The following is a 16,483-nucleotide window of genomic DNA, read 5'->3' on the forward strand; positions in this document are numbered from 1 at the left end:
GCGCTCACTGGTCTGCAACCAGCACCACTCGCAGGTCGTTGACGTTTGTCCCGGTTCGTCCCGTCTCGATGACGCCACCGCGCTCAGCAAGATAGCTGTGGGCGTCGTTTGTATCGAGTACCTCGCGGATTCGTGACTCGTCCTCGACAGAGTTGGCGTCGAGCAGTGCGCCTGCGACACCGCTTGCACCGTCGAGGCCGTCGGTGTCGACAGCGGCGACAACGCCAGAATCCAGTTCGAGTGCGGCGGCGAGCGCGAACTCTTGGTTTGGTCCACCTACGCCATCGCCGTCGACGGTCACTGTCGTTTCTCCACCTGAAACCAGCGCGATTGGTGGCGCAAACGGCTGCTCGTGTGCGCGACAGCTTTCTGCAATCGCGGCGTGGACCTGCCCGACATCGCTGGCTTCACCTTCGATTTCGTCGCCGAGTATCGTCACAGGATAGCCGTCTGCCTCCAGCGACGCGGCCGCCGCCGTCAGTGCTGTCCTGTTGTCGGCGAGAATGTGCGTGTCGACGTGCTCGACGTATTCTTCGCCCGGCACTGGCGTCTCTGCTCGCTCGCCGCGTTCTCCTGCTGCGAGAATTTCTTTGACTGCCGTTGGCGGCTCAATTCCGTATCGCTCCAGCACCGCCACTGCGTCGGCATAGGTCGTTTCGTCGGGAGTAAGCGGCCCGCTTGCAATGATATCCTCTCGATTACCGACGACATCGCTGAACAGCAACCCGACGGTTGTCGCCGGAGCGAGCGCCTCGGCGAGTTGTCCGCCCTTGCTCGCAGAGAGATGTTTCCGGACTGCGTTGAGTTCGCCAATACTCGCGCCGGCCGCTAGCAACTCGTCGGTGATTTCGCGGAGCTCCGACAGCGCCAGTCCATCGACGGGTTGTGCCAGCAGTGCGCTGCCGCCGCCGGTGATAACGACCAGCGCGAGCGTGTCGGCTCCCGCGTCTCGGGCGCAATCGAGGACTTGCTCGGTTCCCGCCACGTTGGCCGCCGAGGGGAGCGGATGCGTACCCTCGATTACCTCGACAATCCCGGTGTCGACGGGGTCGTCTGTCACGACGACGCCGCCGTCGAGTGCGTCGCCGAGAACGGTTTCCAGAGCAGCGGCCGCCGTTGCTGCCGCGTTGCCGCCGCCGAGCAACACGACCCGGTCGAACCCAAGCGAGTAGTCGCTGTCACCGACCGAGAGGTGGCCATCTTCGACGGTGACGGCGTCGGCGATGACAGTTCGTGGGTGTGCGGCGTCGATACCGGCCTCGATGGCACGGCTGACGGCAGCCAGTGGCTCACCCGTGTTCTCGTCGCTCATACTTGGTGGTGGGCGGGCACCCACAAGACAGTCGCGGCTGGCAGGAGAATCGCGTCCTTCTTGTACACCCTGTCCGACGGTCTGGGTATGTCTCTACGGGTGGTCGAGCGCCTCGGGTTGGCTGACGTGATGACGCTGGCAAACGCTGTCGTTGGGGTGGTCGCTATGGCCGCTGCAGTGCTTGGCGAGGTAGAACTCGTTGCCCGACTCATCCTGCTCGCGGCCGTCGCCGACGGACTTGACGGAATCATTGCCCGCGCTCGCGGCGGGACGGCCGTCGGCCCGTATCTCGACTCGACGGCCGATATCGTCTCCTTTGGCACGACGCCCGCGCTGTTCGTCTTCGCCGCTGCGAACAGTGCCTGGGGGCCGCTTGGCTCTGAACCGCTGCTTTTCGCCGCCGCAGCAGGGGTCGCCGCGATCTTTGTCGTCTTCTCGCTGGTCCGGACAGCGCTGTACACGGTCCACGTCGACGAAGACGAGAACAGACCCGGCATCCAGAACACGCTGGCGTCGTCCATCCTCGCCGCCGCGTATCTCGCCGGGTTGACCGCTGTTCCGGCGCTGCTCGCGGCGTCAGTTGTGCTCTCGGTGCTGATGGTCGCGCCCGTCCCGTACCCGAAACTCGCTGCCCGGGACGCACTTGCAATGGGTGTTGTCCAGATGGGCGCGATTCTTGTCCCGACCGTTGCCGGGCGTGTGCTTCCGCGGGCGCTGCTGGTCGCTGCGCTGGCCTATCTCACGCTCGCGCCACGATTCTACTGGGAAGAGTGACCACTCTGGGGTGTCTCTTCTGTGTCGCTTTCCTCGTCCGGCGGCTCTTCACCGTTCTCGGTCGTCTGGGCTGCTGTTCCCGGTGCCGTCAGCAGCCTGTCCCGTTCGGCTGGCCGCGAGGGTGGCTCGTACCGATAGGTCGTCTCGTCCAGCATCACCGCAAATATCTCGCGTGACGGGTCCTCGATTACCCTGCGGTTGCTATCGATTGCCACGTCGACGACCCCTTCTAAGGAGTCGACGGTCACGACACGAGCGGTCATCGCCTCTGACGGGATTGTTCCCTGCGTAACCCACTCGTTGAAGGTCCGACGGTCGGATTGGAATTCAACCCAGGCCCGCTCGCGTTCTGACACCGCTGTCCAGCCAGCGACCCGCCCGACGCCGAGCGCGACGAGTCCGAGTATCCCAGCCACGAGCAGTACCGGACCCCCGACCGACCGGAGCGGCCCGTAGCCTGCGACCACCTCGACACGTTCTCTCTGTTGCCCGCTATCTGACACTGGCGAGTCTGTCGCGACGCTGTAGGTTCCACCGCTATTCTGAATCGAGAGGCTGTGCTGGATAGTCTCATTGACCGGCAGCCCGTTTCGTTGCCCGGTCAGCCGGAGGGTAGACTGGACGACCATCTCTGACTCGCCGGGCGTCCCGCCGAGTTGTTCCTCGATGTCCGCGATTCGTCGCTGTTGTTCGGTGACGTTGACCGAGAACGGGACCGACAGCTCTTCGTTCGGGCCGAGCCCCTCGACGGTTTGGGCCGTGAGTGTGCGCTCGTCCCGCCAGAATTCCGTGTTTTCGCCAACAGAGCGCACTACCAGTGCCAGCGTCGCATTCGCCGCGAGCGCACCCTGTGCCGACGCGTCGTAACTATACTGGAACGTCCCGTTAAGCACCGGCGCAATCGATTCCAGATAGACGCTGCGGTCGGTCAACGTCTCACCTCGCTCGAAGACCGGTGTCTCGGCCTGCACGGTGGCCTCGTGTGTGTACGTCGCCGTCGAACTCCAGCTCGACACCTGCCGCTGTTCGATCTCTGTTCCCGGGTCCGCGTGGGCGGTGTAGCTGGCAAATCCGCCCAGCGCCGCGACCAGGAGTAGCCCGACTGCGAGTACGTCTGCATTGCTGGCGACAAATAGTCGCGCTCGTCCCAACCACCTACGCATCATTTACACACACTTTTCGACTGGATAAATGGATTGTGCTTGTCATGCTCAGGACCACCACGACCCCCGCGAGCGCTCGCGCTCTCGCAGTCGCTCACTGCCGAGCAGCCAGATGCCGAACAGATAGAACGGCACGGCGACCATGGCGTCGATGACGACGATTGGAGCCCACGGGTGGAGACGGTATAACGCTTCGATGACCGGCGTCGGCAGAATCTGTAGATAGCGGTACTGCTGGACGAACGCGCGGTACTGTCCGGTCTCCTCCGGCGCGGAGATTGTCACCTCCGTCGTCGCCGTCGAGCGCCCGTCGATTGTGAACTGTCGCGGTTGTGTGTCGATTCGCTCCCCCGTCGCTTCGAGAAAAACGACTGTCGGAATGACACCGCTGTTCCCAATCGTGTAATTGAACGACTCTGTCGTCCCTTGCCGGATGACCGTCGGGGAGTCACTCTCGAACTCTGCGCTGACGATACCGAACTCCTGTGCGCCGGCTGGGACCACCATCGACGCCGTCACGCCAGCAACGACGACCAGCGTCAACAGCGCCATCAGTTTGTACGCGCTGGTCCCGTCGTCCCGCGTTCGACCCCGCTCACGGCGGCGGTCGTCCTCGAACCGTCCGCCGACGAGATACAGCAGTACAGAGCTCCCGAGCATGACGTAGGCGAGGCCCTGCGTTCCGAGCAGTGCCCGCGTCCCCAGCGAGCGCGCGAGCGTGAGCTGCACTGACTGGAGGAGTGACTGCACGCCGGTCACCGCGGTCCCGACGAACGGAATCGTCAGCACCGACCCGCCGGGACGCCACGCGACGGCTTTGACCTCGGTTTCCGCGACTGGTGGTTCGCCGCCGTCCTGGTCGGTGAACGGGTTGTTGTCGCCCTGTGTGATGTAGCCCTCGTCGGTCACGTCGACGACGCGGTGGGTCGTCAGTCCGCCACCTTGGATTTTCTCGGCCTCGAAGACGATGATGTCGCCCTCGTCAATGTCGCCGGCGGCCTCTGACGGGATTGCGACAAACCCGTCGCCGACGTCGATTGTCGGTTCCATGCTCTCGCTGGTCACGTAACTCAACAGGATTGGCTGGCCGAGAAACTGCCCGACGAACAGCGCGAGCACTATCAGCACGACCGCGAGTTGAGCGACTGTCCAGAGTGCTTGGCGTGCCTCCATGTGGCTGATTACGTCTGTGCTATCGGCGTTTCTCCTCCGCTCCGTGAGACTACGGTCCCGAGGTCGACTTTCCGATTCTGATTACTCGGCTTGATTCTCGTCTCGTGGTGTCAGCTTCCGTTCTGCTGTCCTTTCTTTTTTCCGCTGCCGTTCTCTCCACCGTTTCCATTGTTGTTCCCGTTTCCACCAGCATTCCCGTTGCCGCCTCCGTTTTTACCGTTACCTTGACAGTTAACCGAGAACGACCGCTCTACAGTTTCGCCCCCATCCGATAACGTAACGCTGATTCCGTGGCCGGCAACGGTAATCGTCACAGACACTTCGGGCGTCGTCGACGGAGTGCACTGCTCTACCGACGCCGATACTGTGCCTGTGGTGCCGGGCGTGATGTCCTCCGGCAGGTCGGTTGGCGTGAGAGACACTCCTTCGCCACTGTTCAACTCGATGGCGGTCACGTTTATTGGCTGCTTGAAGCGGTTCGTCACGGTAATTATATCAATTGTGGCCTTCGGCGTCGCGTCCGGGTTTACAGCTCCGTATCCAACGAGGGCGTTCTTGTCGTCGGCGACACTCACAGAGACATCTCTGTCCGCTGTCGTCGACGTGATACCAAGTGTGCCAGCGACAAGCATCGCGCTAGCGGTAATGGCCAGTACGATGCCCGCGATGCGTAGCGTGTTCATGTGTCAGTTGCTGCGAATGGAGCCGATACCCGACATGGTTCGTCCGTCACGACACGCCGAGATTGGACGAAACTATAGTGTCCTTTGTTTGCCCGATGAATATAAATGCAGACGACGTTTCAAGCTGAACGGTCTCTCGGCTGTGTGACTGTCCTTTTCGGTGACTGTTCAGGCGGGGGCAGACGGTCCGCAGTTTCGTTTTCAGACACCCACTGAAGCTGACGGTGCCGGTTGTGTCACTCGTCAGGACTCGTTTCGCGCTCAGAAACTGGTTCAGTCTTCCTCTGAGGGTCGCCTCAGAGGCGGCCATCCAATTTCTTAGCCAGCCTGTCACGCTGTCGTCTGTTGCTCCGGGGGTTTCAGGGGCCGCTGGAAGTCGACGGTCGTTCATTCAGGTGGCTTGATACAACACGGATAGCGCATACAGGTACGAGTAGGTTCGTCGCTGACGGCCTCCGGGTCGACGCGGCGGACGCAGGTGAACACAACCATGGAACGACGCAAGTTCTTGATCGGCGCAGGATCGCTCGCCGCCGGCGGGGCGGCTGCACTAGGTAGCGGCGCGTTCAGCAGCGTGCGTGCAGATCGAACAGTTTCGGTTAGTACAGCTAGTGACGCCGACGCACTCCTTGCCTTCGACACGACGGATGCTGCAAACAAGGAATATGTCGAGACTAGTGGCGGACAGGTCAACATTCAGCTCACTGACTCCTCAAATTATGACGAGGACGGGACAGGCGTCAATCAGAATGCAGTCACCCGGATTTTCGACCTGTTCAAGGTCAGAAACCAAGGGACACAGAACGTGTTCGTGTATGTTGAACCGGGCAGTATTGCCTCGGAGAACCGCGTGGACGTCGATAACAGTCTCGGCGTCGACCCTCAGGCCTCTGGTCGACCAGATGATACGGACACGAGCTACGGAAACAGCGACCCGAACAACCTCGCTCAGATTCGAGACGAAATCAGCCTAACCGGTCGGTTCGGTGCGGAATTCCCGGAAACTGATCTCCGAGGCTACAACAAGGAGAGTTATATTTTGGAACCAGGACAGGATTTCAACTTCGGACTGTACATCAGCGGCGGCACAACCAGCGACGCGTCGCTTGAAGTGGACATGACGATCAATGCCGTTGCAGATTACGGCGACTTCGGCAGCAGCTAAAACTGGTATGAAACGACGCACCCTCATCGCTGGCGTCGGCAGTGTCCTCGCCAGTGGCACATTGGCTCTTAGTTCGGGTGCGTTTAGCAGCGTCCGCGCTGATCGGCGCGTAACCGTCAGTGCGGCAGAGGACGACGATGCCCTCCTCAATCTTAATAGCCTCGGGGATGGTCGAGGCTTAGGCGGCAACGGCCGGAGTATCGAAAACTCGGATGGCCAAGTGGAGTTCTTCTTCCCGGGCATCGGACTGCAGAACGACGACGATAGCCTCGGACTCGGAACCGACTCAGTCTACGAGTTCGACCGAGACTCGGCTGCCGGTGCGGAAGAGGGACTCCTCAGGATTACGAATCAGGGAACTCAGGAACTCGGAGTGTGGTCGCTGCACGAGACCGAGAGCGAAATAGGGATCGAACTGTACGACGTGACCGACCCACAGCGGACAGCACTTCGAGACCGTCCAGCCAGTCTTGGCGTCGGAGAAAGACTTGACGTTGGTTTCCGAATCCGGACGTTTGACGCCGAAATCTCGTCATTCGACGAGACACTTACCATCGTCGCCGAGCGCGGCGGAAAAAAAAGGGAACTGAGCTAATTTCCCCACACCACCAGTCTATTATAGCAAATAAATCGAGAATATTCGTTCTCGGAACCATGCTGGTGGCGGCTAGCGGCGCGTCGTAGTTCGGGTCCGGATCAGTGCCACCAATCCGGACCGACCGCAATGTCGAAGTCAGCCTCGTTGACGATACCAGTGCACTCCTGTGGCTCGTCTATTCCGGTTGTTATTCGGAGGTTTCCGCTAATACTAACAAACGTCGTATTAGATATGATCAACTGTTATTGATGTAGTAACAAAATTTATATATCCTAACTTTATTACTAGTTCTGATTCTGATAACACCGCAATCATTTATCTCTTGTCCGGCCTACGTCAGACATATCTTCCCACGATGAGTGCCGCGAAAGAAAATGTTGGCGAAACTGAAGGTGGCGGCGCCGACACAATCTCCCACGACGAGTGTTTCGAGCTCCTGAGCAACCACCGCCGTCGGTTTACCCTCCACTATCTCCGCCAGGCCGAAAACGGCACGGAACTGGGTGAACTCGCCGAACAGGTCGCGGCCTGGGAGAACGAGATTCCGCTCGAAGATATCTCCTACGACCAGCGAAAGCGCGTCTACACGTCTCTCCAACAGGTCCACCTTCCTCGGATGGACGAGATCGGTGTTGTCGATTTCGACGACAGAGCAGGAACAGTAACGATGGGGCCTGCTGCGGACGAATTGGATATCTACATGGAGGTGGTCGGCGGCCGAGAGATTCCGTGGAGTTCGTTCTACCTCGGCCTCGGCGTCGTGAACCTGGGTCTGATTGGACTCGTGGCCGCCGGGCTTCCCGGCTTCGCGATGTTCTCGGGCCTCGCGACGGCAGTGTTCGTCGTGACGACGTTTCTGGTCGCTGCGCTCGCGCACCTCTACGTCACCCGGACGGAGATGCGGCTGGGCTCCGACGGCGACCCGCCGGAACTCGACCAGTAGGCTACTCGACGACAATCAGGTAGACGTAGACAACGATGAACGCCAGCGCGAAGCCAAGCAGGTGGATGTAGACGTCGATGACGCTCGTCCCGACGGTCACGATGTCGCGAAAGCCGACGAATGGATAGGAGACGATCAATCCGAGCCCTGCGCCGGCAAGTTCGGCGTACCCGGGGCGGTTCAAGCCTCGTCTGATTCTGGCTCCGTCCGGCTGGTCGCTACGCACCCACAGGAGGAGGTAGCCAATCCCGAGTGCCACCGACCCGAGCCCAATTTCGAGTCGCCACGCTCGCGCCGGGAGGGTAAGCAACGCGATGACGCCACAGATGAGGAACAGAAGCGCCGGCGCGTACTGCGTCGACTCAGAGGAGAGGAACTGCTTGGAGACGTAGACGACCCACGCGACACAGAGCAGGCCGAACAAGCCGGCGTTGAGTCCCGAAAAGCCCAGAATTTCTCGTTGGCGTGGAAAGAGTAACTGCATCACTGAGAGTGCGAACGGAAACACCGTGAGCAGTGTCACGAACGTCGCCCGAAACAGGAGGCGCCGGCCAGCGAGTACACAGAGGAGGTAGGTGACTGGTGCCACGACGAGATAGACGGCCAGGTTTCCGAACAGGTGCAGTTGCTGTCGATGGACGAAATGTGAGAGGTACGCAGTACGAATTGTCGGCGCAGCACTCTCGAAGACGAACTGCTCGCGTACTCCCAGCGGGAGCGCGAAGACCGCGACCAGGACAACCGGCACCGCAACGACTGCGGCGACATCGACACCTCGTATCTCTGCCGTTGCGGCCTGGGTGAACCCGCCCTCGTCCAGATCTGTACTCGCCGTGCTCATCTCTATACTGACCGCCGCCGCAAGACCGCAGCCGCTGCCGTTCCGAGTAACACGCCCGCGACCAGCAACAGCACCCATCCCAGCCCTCCAAGTGCAATCTGCGTCGAGTCGGGAGTTTCGCCCAGTTCTGGCGGCGGATTGCCGTCTGTTGTCCCTGACTCGGGGAGTTCAGCCGGGTCATCTCCGCCGGGGTCGAGGTCCGGCAGTGGCCCCTCAGGTGGCTCTGGCGACGGCCCCGATTCGGGACTTCCATCCTGCCCGTCGTCAGCCGGTGGATTCGGCTCTGGTTCTGGTTCTGGTTCTGGCTCCGGTTCTGGTTCTGGTTCTGGCTCCGGTTCTGGCTCTGGTTCTGGCTCCGGTTCTGGCTCTGGTTCTGGCTCGGACGGACCCTCTCCCTCGTCGGGTCCGTTGGCTGGCGGCGTACCGACCTGTACCTCCTCGCTGTCCTCGCTGTCGCTGCCTGGCGTTCCGACGTGAATCTCGAACTTGTCGAACTGTCCGATACGACTCTCTGGGTCGGTCGTGTCTATGACGACTCCGACGTAGACCGCTTCTCCGCCCGCCATGCGGATGGCTTCTTCCCGACTCTCGACCGCTTGACTGGGCTCGTCGTGATAGAAATACACGCCGGTCGTCGGAGTCTCGAACCACACTCTCGCGGGCCCCGACTCGGTGTACGTAACCTGTAGTACCCTGTCGAACCTCGTCACTGCGCGGTCGTTCAATCCGATTCGCTCTCCGGTTTTGGGATGGCGCCGCGTGAAGTCGAGACGGACCTCCCCGTCTACCTGGGTCACGTACGCACCGTGCGGCGCTGGCGCCGACGACAAGCTAACGTCGTCGGTGTCGACGGCCTGCTGGGCTGCTGGCGTCCCCGCTGTGGGAAACAGCAACAGCCCCAGACCAGCCACCGCACAGAGTACGAGTGCGAGTCGTCTCATCCCAGTCCCGTTACTCGAATTATCCGTTGTATCGAAATAGTATTACGATGCCTGAGACGTCTCTAACGGAGACAGAACTACAAATTGGGAAGCAAGGCGTCGATATTCTCGACGGTGGCTTCGAGGTACGGGTCGTCCTCGTACTCGGTGACCTCGATCTCCTCGCGGAGTTGGCTGAACTCCTCGCGCAGTTCCCTGTAGTGGTTGCTCTCCTGGAGCTGGTCGTAATCAAGTTTGGCCTCGAGGGTCGCGAGCTTGGACCCAATTTCGACGATCTGTTGAATCTGTGCGTCCAACTCCTCGCGGGTCAACATCCGCTCGACGACGTCGTTCAACTGTGAGCTAGAAACGGGTTTGATGAGGTACTCATCGAACTCGAGGGCGACGATATCCAGGTCCGGTTCGACTGCTGTTACCATGACAACCCAGCAGTTGAGCCCTCGGTCTCGAATCAGTTCGAGTAACTCGTCGCCGGTCATTCCGGGCATTCGGCGGTCGAGCAGGACCACATTGACAGTTTCGTCTAGTTCGTCGAGTGCCTCTTCGCCGGAAAATGCGGTCCGAGTCGTGTACGTTTCATTCAGTTGCTCTTGATAGCTCTCGACGATTTCCGGATCGTCATCCACAAGCAACACCACTGAATCCCCCGTCATTGCCCCAACCGTACAGCCGACGGCGTATAATTATTCTGCTGCTCGTCACGTTGCACAAGGGAAAAGCAGGGGGTTACCCCCCAGCGTGTGACACTACGGAGCCAGATGGCTCCATATATTTGTAGGAGGTCAAGAAGAATAAGACTGCTGCATGGCTATCAAATCTAATTTTTGCCGTTACAGGGGTGATTTTATTCGGTTCGAACAGTCACCCACTTCGGTGTTCGGACGCGGGTATCTGCAGAAGCCGACAACCAGCGGGGGCACTCGTCTCCGCTGGTGACACGCCGGCGACAGGCCCCGCAGTTATATACACACAGAGCGAAAACGAGCTATCCATGGCAATTCGCGATCTTCTCCGGGGAGAAGTTCCCGAGGAGGAACTCGAAGGGCTCGCAGCCGAGGCTGCCGCCCGTCACGACGAGCCTTTCGACGGTGTCCGCTTGCTCGACGCGGACAACTGGCTGTCAACGCCAGCCGTGGTCAACGAGCAGTTTTTCATCAAGATCATCAGCGGGCAGAATACGCTTGTCCACGGGTTGTTGACCACCGGCCGAAATATCGGTGTCTTCGCGAGCGGGTCGGAAGGGTTTTTCCAGCGGTTTGGGACACCGTACGCGATGGCTGAACACGAACTCGAATCGACCAAAAAAATGCAGGAACTGGGCGTCAATTCTCCCGAACCGTTGGAAGCGTTCGAGTACGACGGCTACGGTGTCGTTGTCCTGGAGTATCTCCCCGACTTCGAGACGCTCGATGACCTCGACACCGAGGCTGTCGAAGCCGTCGTCCCAGACCTGTTTGCTGCCCTCGCAGAGATGCACGGTGCCGACCTCGTGCACGGGGACCTGCGGGCAGAGAATGTTCTGGTTGCCAACGGCGAACTGTATTTCATCGACGCAACGAAGGTGAACGAGGATGGTATCGCCGACGCACGGTCGTACGACATCGCCTGTGCGCTGGCGGCGCTCGAACCGATCATCGGGGCTGGCCCGACCGTTGCCGCCGCCAGCGACCACTACGACGACGACGTGTTGACTGCGGCCGAGGGCTTTCTGGACTTTGTCAACATCCGCCCGGACCACGATTTCGACACGTTGGCGATCAAGGGCGAACTCGACAAGCAGATGAGCTGAGCGCCAGTGTTGTCTCGAAACCGACACCTGCCGTAACCCACAACTAAATACTCCGGCTTGTAAGGTGCGAGTATGACAGACAGAGACGTATTTCTCTCCGTCGGCGCACAGCCCTCGCTGGACGCGATGGTCGACCAGATCGAATTCGCCGAAGACCTCGGCTACGACTTTGCCTGGGCCCCAGAAACGTGGGGTCGTGACGCCGTGACCCTGCTCGCGACGGCTGCCCACCGGACCGAGGAAATCGGGCTCGGGACGAGCATTCTCAACGCCTACTCCCGGTCACCGTCGCTGCTGGGCCAGACCGCCGCGACGCTGCAGGAAGCCAGCGACGGTCGCTTCCGCCTCGGCGTTGGCCCATCCGGTCCAATCGTGATCGAGAACTGGCACGGTGTCGACTTTGGGAATCCACTCCGGCGGACCCGCGAAACAGTAGAAATCATCAAGAAGGTCCTCACCGGCGAGGAAGTTTCCTACGACGGCGAATACTTCGAGCTAGATGGATTCCGACTGCGCTCTGACCTACCAGAGACGATTCCGAAAGTCGACGCAGCGGGGCTGGGACCGAAGGCTGTCGAGATGTGCGGTCGCTTTGCCGACGGCTGGCACGCGACCACCTTCACCCACGACGGGTTGGCTGACCGGATGGACGACCTGGAGCGAGGGCTCGAACTCGGTGACCGTGACCCCGAGGAGTTCCGCACGACGGTGTCGGTGACCTGCTGTGCGCTGGACGACAGCGAACACGCCCGGGACCTCGTTACGCAACACGTCGCCTTCTACATCGGTGGGATGGGCACGTACTACCGCGACAGTCTCGCCCGGCAGGGTCACGAAGAACTCGCACACTCGATTCACGACGCCTGGCAGGACAACGAGCGCGACCACGCCCAGCAACTCGTCAAAGACGAACTGCTCTCGCAGATGGATGTCGCCGGCACGCCGGAGGAAGCACGCGAACAACTCGCAAAATACGAGGCCATCGACGGCGTCGACGCGGTTTACACTTCGTATCCGCGTGGTGCGAACGTCGACGAAATCAAACAGACGATGACGGCGCTCGCGCCGGACCGCTAATCGCCGGCGGCGCTCGACCGCACAGCTGTTCCTTCGCGATTCTCGCGCACGAACGCGGTGAAGTTCTCGAACAGTTTCTTCGTCCGGCAGGCAGCGGCGTAGCTCTCGTCGGTGACGCCGTCGAGTACCGACTGTCGACGTTCGGCTGACAACTGGTCTTTGCCGTCTGTAATCTTGCGGGCGGTCTCCATGTCGTACTCGGGATGGAACTGGACGGTGAAGACGGAGCCGTGCCGAAAGCCGTGGATTCCGTAATCGTTGGTCGCCAGCAGCTCTGCGCCCGGCGGGAGCTCCTCGACGCAGTCGGAATGGGTCGTGAAGGCGGTGAAGTGCTCGTCGATGCCGTCGAACAACAGCGAGTCGCCGTCGTGTTCGATTTCCCGGTAGCCAATCTCGTACTCGTCCATCTCGGCGACGCGGCCACCGAGTACGTCAGCCAGTAGCTGGTGGCCGTAACACACTCCAAGAAAGGGCATTCCGGTCTCGATCGCGTCGCCGACCCAGCGCTTCAACGCGCCAATCCAGGGTTCGTCCCAGTACACCGAGGCGCGGGAGCCGGTCACGACCGCCCCGTCGAACTCGAAACTGTCGGGGAGGTCACCGTCGGTGACGTTGTACTCCACCAGGTCGGCGTCCAGTTCCCGGCGAAAGTTCCGTCGGGTGTGGTCGCCGTCGTGGGCTGCGTTCAACAACGCGATGCGCAGTCGACTCATTACTTCCTGTACTCGCCGCGTGGACTTAAGTAACTCACCGCCTGCGAGTTCTGCCGGACTCGCGGTTACGACGAGCGGTGGTCGTCGAGAAAGTCAGCAAGCCGGTCGGTGACTGCTCGGGCGTGTTCGACGTGAGCGAGATGTCGACCCTCGACGGCCTCGAACTGGCCGTGGGGCAACTTTTCGGCTAGTTCCCGACCAACCTCGGGGTCGACAACCGGGTCTTCGACGCCGTGAAAGACCAGCGTTGGCGTCGTGAGTTCGTACAGAGGGCCGGCGTCGAAGCTCTCGACGGCAGCAATCTGTGCGTCCAGTCTCTCGGCGTGGTCATCACCAACCCGCCACTGGAGTATCTGCTCGAAGGCCCCAGACTCTCGAAATGCCTGTGAGAACGCACCGACGGATGCCTCTCGGAACTGCGCCGCAGTCGCGTTCTCACCGGGGTGTAGCGCCCGAAGCGCCTCGATATCGACATCGCTTCCTCGTGGTGCAGTCCCAACGAGGGACAGCGAGCCAGCGCGGCCGTACTCGCGGGCGTATTTGAGTGCTATCATCCCGCCGAGGCCAGCGCCGACCACGTGGACACGCCGAACCGAGTTGTCGGCAAGAATTTCTTCGAGGTCGGACGCGAGTCGGTCAACATCGTAGGGTCCCCTCGGCGTGTCGGACCGACCCGTCCCACGCAGGTCCCACGCCAGTGTCTGGTACGGTCCGGCGAGTCCGTCGTACTGGCCAGCCCACTGCCACGCTCCAAATCCACAGTCGCCTACGAAGGCAACGCACTCGCCCTCGCCCGCAGTCTCGTAATAGAGGTCGACACCGTCGTCGGTCGTCACGTACACACCACCCCTTCGAGTGCGGCGGGCAAATGCGTACTGGACCAGTGGGCAAGTCACAACTGTCATGTGACAGTGTGCCGACTTTCCGCTGTATGTCAGCAGACGATACCGATACTGCGACGCTCACTTCCTCGTATACGGAGATGACTGAGATGCTGTTGCCCAACGACACGAACGCGTTGGGCCGCGCGCTGGGTGGTGTGGTGCTGCACTGGATGGATATCTGTGGCGCGATTGCTTCACTGCGATTCTCGAATCAGGCCGTCGTCACGGCGTCGATGGACCACGTCGATTTCAAAGCGCCGATCGACCTCGGCGAAATCGCCGTCATTGAGGCCTACGTGTACGACACCGGCCGGACGAGTATCAACGTCAAAGTCGACGTTCACGCGGAGAACCCACGGGCTGGCGACACTCGCGAGACAACCTCCTCGTTTTTGACGTTCGTCGCGATCGATGACAGTGGCAGTCCAACAGAGGTCCCGGATTTGGCCTGTGAGACAGACAACGAACAGGCACTCAAAGAACAGGCCAAAACCGAGCGCAAAGAAGAACTCGAAGCCCTCGTCGAACGACTCGACGATTAGTCCCAGTACTCCGTCTCGCCGTCCACCGGGTAATAGCCCTCGAAGGAACGTTCTTCACGGCCGCCCGGCGGCGAACCGACGTAGACGCCGAACATCTCCTTGTCTGGATAGATTGTCACGTCCGGCTCGTTCATCGTCGAGATGGCGAGATACCGGAGCACGCTGTCACTGTTGTTGACCATCCGGTGGCCGCCGGACTCGTCGGCCGGGAACGAGAGGAAACTCCCGGCGCTGACTGCGTATTCGCCGTCGGGTGCTCGCAGTTGGCCCTCCCCGGCGAGCACGTAGATGGCTTCCTCGTTGGCGGTGTGGTAGTGATAGGGCCAGGACCGCTCACCGGGCGGGAGTTCGTAGAGGCTACAGCCGAGTTGGTCGGTCTCTGCGGCCGCGCCGAGTTCCTTCCGGCGAAAGGTTGCTTCTTCTCTGTCGTAGGTTTCCCAGTCGAGTTCAGATTCGTCGATATGCATACTGGACTCGTCGATGGCCACGAAAATGTAGCTGGGGGCTCAGTCGTATTTCTGCTGGACGACGTCCGCGAGCCCGCACTCTTCGAGCAGGTCGATTGGTGTGAGCATCGACAGCTGGACGACGCCGGGCAGGCGAGCAATCTCGACGCCGCCGGTGAAGGTACACCGTCCTCGCACCTCGCCCTCGGTAATTCCGAAGAGGGTGCTGGCGCGCTCGAAGGCATTTTCCGTGGCAGCGTTGATTGTCTCGCCGGAGCCAACGACCTGTAGTGGTGCCGCTTCGCTCATATCGACACCGTGCTCAGCGGCGAGGTTCCGTCCGGTCTCCAGTTCTTCGTCGCTGTATGGCTTGGCAATATCCGGCAGGTCGGACTCGTTCGGCAGGAGAATGGGGCCGTCGAGGCCGACGTCTTTGATTACTTCGACGGAGAGCTTCGTCTTCCCACTCACGTCGGTCGTGTGGAGTGACAGTTCGCCGTCGCCCTGGTTGGCGTGGAGGTCACCGACGTACAGCCCCGCCCCCTCGATTTCGACCGGACAGATGAGTGTCGCGCCCGGTCGCACGTCGTTGGAGTCGAGGTGGCCGTCGGTGCGTGCTCGCAGTGCGTCTTGGTCGTCGAGTCCCCACTCGTGGTCGGCACCGACGAGGAACTGCCCGAAGTCCCCTGCGTTGTGGCTGTCGGGAAACTCCACGGCGGGTGTCGTCCCAATATTCCCGATAAACGGCCGAAGGTGGCCGACCGCGCCGGGCATCTTCGATGGTTTGTACAGCAGGATCGGGTGCTGACGAGAGTTTTCTGGTATCGCCATCGCTTCCTCGGCGTTCTGTGCGAACTCCTCGGCCGCGTCGTCGTCGAGTGTCAGCCCCACAGTGTGGTCGTCATCGAAGGCGACGGTGTAGCCAAACTCGAATCCAAAGGAGGAGGCGTTTGCGCCACACTCTGCACACCGAATCGCGTCCTCGCCAGTCCCCTCGACGACGCTGTCGGGCCACTCGGTGCCACACTCCGGGCAGCGGTGGTCGACGAACGGGTCGTCGCCGAATGCGTCCTCGTTTTCGTCCATCGACCCCGTCGAGGTGGCGACGCTCGTGACCTCGACATCCTCGATGTGGACGACCAGCGCGTCGCCGGGTCTGGCCCCTTCGACGTAGATTGGCGCTGTCACCTCGTGGCCGCCGCGAAACTCCGGTGTAATCATCGGTCCCCAACAGGCCGGTGGCGTGTGCGTCCGCACTGTTCCCCCGTCTGCGACGGTCCCACTCCACTCCTGGTCTGGGCCGACGAGTCCCTTCGTGAACTGGTCGACTTCCAGTTCCTGTTGTACTTGTCGTGACATAGTGTGTCATACGTATACAAGCAGCATAATGATTGCTGCTCTCCTCCCTGTGCTCGTTTCCGAAGGTATTTTGCCCTCGG

Annotated in this window: 18 protein-coding genes; 7 read left to right on the top strand and 11 right to left on the bottom strand. The window is 60.9% G+C overall.

From position 1 onward, the window contains the following. Window positions 1-4 precede the first annotated feature (4 nt). Window positions 5-1,312 carry a glycerate kinase type-2 family protein gene (locus tag ACMGFM_RS12640; protein ID WP_436902997.1) on the bottom strand — a complete coding sequence of 436 codons (1,308 nt, stop codon included), beginning with the start codon at window positions 1,310-1,312 and terminating at the stop codon, window positions 5-7. A gap of 87 nt (window positions 1,313-1,399) precedes the next feature. Between ACMGFM_RS12640 and ACMGFM_RS12645 the strand changes: the two genes are divergently transcribed. Beyond that, window positions 1,400-2,086, top strand: coding sequence for a protein sorting system archaetidylserine synthase (locus ACMGFM_RS12645; protein WP_436902998.1), 687 nt, complete (start codon window positions 1,400-1,402; stop codon window positions 2,084-2,086). On the opposite strand, the gene ACMGFM_RS12650 is transcribed toward ACMGFM_RS12645, so the two are convergent. The 3 genes from ACMGFM_RS12650 to ACMGFM_RS12660 form a co-directional block, all read right to left on the bottom strand. Continuing rightward, window positions 2,071-3,249, bottom strand: a complete 1,179-nt coding sequence (locus ACMGFM_RS12650; RefSeq protein WP_436902999.1) for a DUF5305 domain-containing protein — start codon at window positions 3,247-3,249, stop codon at window positions 2,071-2,073. The genes ACMGFM_RS12645 and ACMGFM_RS12650 overlap by 16 nt on opposite strands. Before the next feature lie 48 nt (window positions 3,250-3,297). Then, the gene (locus ACMGFM_RS12655; protein ID WP_436903000.1) at window positions 3,298-4,422 is read right to left on the bottom strand and encodes a signal peptidase I; all 1,125 of its coding nucleotides are present in this window, start codon (window positions 4,420-4,422) and stop codon (window positions 3,298-3,300) included. Window positions 4,423-4,532: 110 nt separating this feature from the next. Continuing rightward, window positions 4,533-4,997, bottom strand: coding sequence for a hypothetical protein (locus ACMGFM_RS12660; protein ID WP_436903001.1), 465 nt, complete (start codon window positions 4,995-4,997; stop codon window positions 4,533-4,535). A 598-nt stretch (window positions 4,998-5,595) separates the two neighbouring features. Between ACMGFM_RS12660 and ACMGFM_RS12665 the strand changes: the two genes are divergently transcribed. The 3 genes from ACMGFM_RS12665 (at window position 5,596) to ACMGFM_RS12675 (ending at window position 7,811) form a co-directional block, all read left to right on the top strand. Then, the gene (locus ACMGFM_RS12665; protein WP_436903002.1) at window positions 5,596-6,270 is read left to right on the top strand and encodes a hypothetical protein; all 675 of its coding nucleotides are present in this window, start codon (window positions 5,596-5,598) and stop codon (window positions 6,268-6,270) included. Between the two features lie 7 nt (window positions 6,271-6,277). Beyond that, window positions 6,278-6,865 carry a hypothetical protein gene (locus tag ACMGFM_RS12670; RefSeq protein ID WP_436903003.1) on the top strand — a complete coding sequence of 196 codons (588 nt, stop codon included), beginning with the start codon at window positions 6,278-6,280 and terminating at the stop codon, window positions 6,863-6,865. Window positions 6,866-7,223: 358 nt separating this feature from the next. Next, window positions 7,224-7,811, top strand: coding sequence for a DUF7344 domain-containing protein (locus ACMGFM_RS12675; protein WP_436903005.1), 588 nt, complete (start codon window positions 7,224-7,226; stop codon window positions 7,809-7,811). Window position 7,812: 1 nt separating this feature from the next. On the opposite strand, the gene ACMGFM_RS12680 is transcribed toward ACMGFM_RS12675, so the two are convergent. The 3 genes from ACMGFM_RS12680 to ACMGFM_RS12690 all read right to left on the bottom strand — a co-directional run bounded on the left by ACMGFM_RS12680 (window position 7,813) and on the right by ACMGFM_RS12690 (window position 10,246). Then, complete coding sequence (locus ACMGFM_RS12680) at window positions 7,813-8,652, bottom strand: hypothetical protein (protein WP_436903006.1); 840 nt, start codon at window positions 8,650-8,652, stop codon at window positions 7,813-7,815. Between the two features lie 2 nt (window positions 8,653-8,654). Then, the gene (locus ACMGFM_RS12685; RefSeq protein ID WP_436903007.1) at window positions 8,655-9,593 is read right to left on the bottom strand and encodes a hypothetical protein; all 939 of its coding nucleotides are present in this window, start codon (window positions 9,591-9,593) and stop codon (window positions 8,655-8,657) included. Window positions 9,594-9,670: 77 nt separating this feature from the next. Beyond that, window positions 9,671-10,246, bottom strand: a complete 576-nt coding sequence (locus tag ACMGFM_RS12690; protein WP_436903008.1) for a response regulator — start codon at window positions 10,244-10,246, stop codon at window positions 9,671-9,673. 338 nt (window positions 10,247-10,584) lie between these two features. Between ACMGFM_RS12690 and ACMGFM_RS12695 the strand changes: the two genes are divergently transcribed. Together ACMGFM_RS12695 and ACMGFM_RS12700 are read left to right on the top strand one after the other, a co-directional pair. Beyond that, window positions 10,585-11,382 (top strand): RIO1 family regulatory kinase/ATPase domain-containing protein, encoded by a 798-nt coding sequence (locus tag ACMGFM_RS12695; protein WP_436903009.1) that lies wholly within the window; start codon window positions 10,585-10,587, stop codon window positions 11,380-11,382. 72 nt (window positions 11,383-11,454) lie between these two features. Continuing rightward, entirely contained in the window at window positions 11,455-12,459 is a 1,005-nt protein-coding gene (locus ACMGFM_RS12700; protein WP_436903010.1) for a TIGR04024 family LLM class F420-dependent oxidoreductase, read from the top strand. Here ACMGFM_RS12700 and ACMGFM_RS12705 read toward each other — a convergent pair. Continuing rightward, window positions 12,456-13,172 (bottom strand): type 1 glutamine amidotransferase, encoded by a 717-nt coding sequence (locus ACMGFM_RS12705; RefSeq protein ID WP_436903011.1) that lies wholly within the window; start codon window positions 13,170-13,172, stop codon window positions 12,456-12,458. The genes ACMGFM_RS12700 and ACMGFM_RS12705 overlap by 4 nt on opposite strands. Before the next feature lie 65 nt (window positions 13,173-13,237). Then, complete coding sequence (locus tag ACMGFM_RS12710; RefSeq protein WP_436903012.1) at window positions 13,238-14,014, bottom strand: alpha/beta fold hydrolase; 777 nt, start codon at window positions 14,012-14,014, stop codon at window positions 13,238-13,240. Between the two features lie 89 nt (window positions 14,015-14,103). On the opposite strand from ACMGFM_RS12710, the gene ACMGFM_RS12715 reads away from it, so the two are divergent. After that, entirely contained in the window at window positions 14,104-14,598 is a 495-nt protein-coding gene (locus ACMGFM_RS12715; RefSeq protein WP_436903013.1) for an acyl-CoA thioesterase, read from the top strand. Here the strand turns inward: ACMGFM_RS12715 and ACMGFM_RS12720 are convergent. Both ACMGFM_RS12720 and ACMGFM_RS12725 read right to left on the bottom strand, forming a co-directional pair. Next, window positions 14,595-15,065: a cupin domain-containing protein gene (locus ACMGFM_RS12720; RefSeq protein ID WP_436903014.1), complete on the bottom strand. Its 471-nt coding sequence runs from the start codon at window positions 15,063-15,065 to the stop codon at window positions 14,595-14,597. The two genes, ACMGFM_RS12715 and ACMGFM_RS12720, sit on opposite strands and share 4 nt — an antisense overlap. Window positions 15,066-15,104: 39 nt before the next feature. After that, on the bottom strand, window positions 15,105-16,403 hold the full coding sequence (locus ACMGFM_RS12725; RefSeq protein ID WP_436903015.1) for an acetamidase/formamidase family protein: 1,299 nt from the start codon (window positions 16,401-16,403) through the stop codon (window positions 15,105-15,107). Window positions 16,404-16,483 lie beyond the last annotated feature (80 nt).

Origin of the sequence: Halovenus halobia, from assembly GCF_051414135.1 — an archaeon.
Taxonomy (GTDB): Archaea; Halobacteriota; Halobacteria; order Halobacteriales; family Haloarculaceae; genus Halovenus; species Halovenus halobia.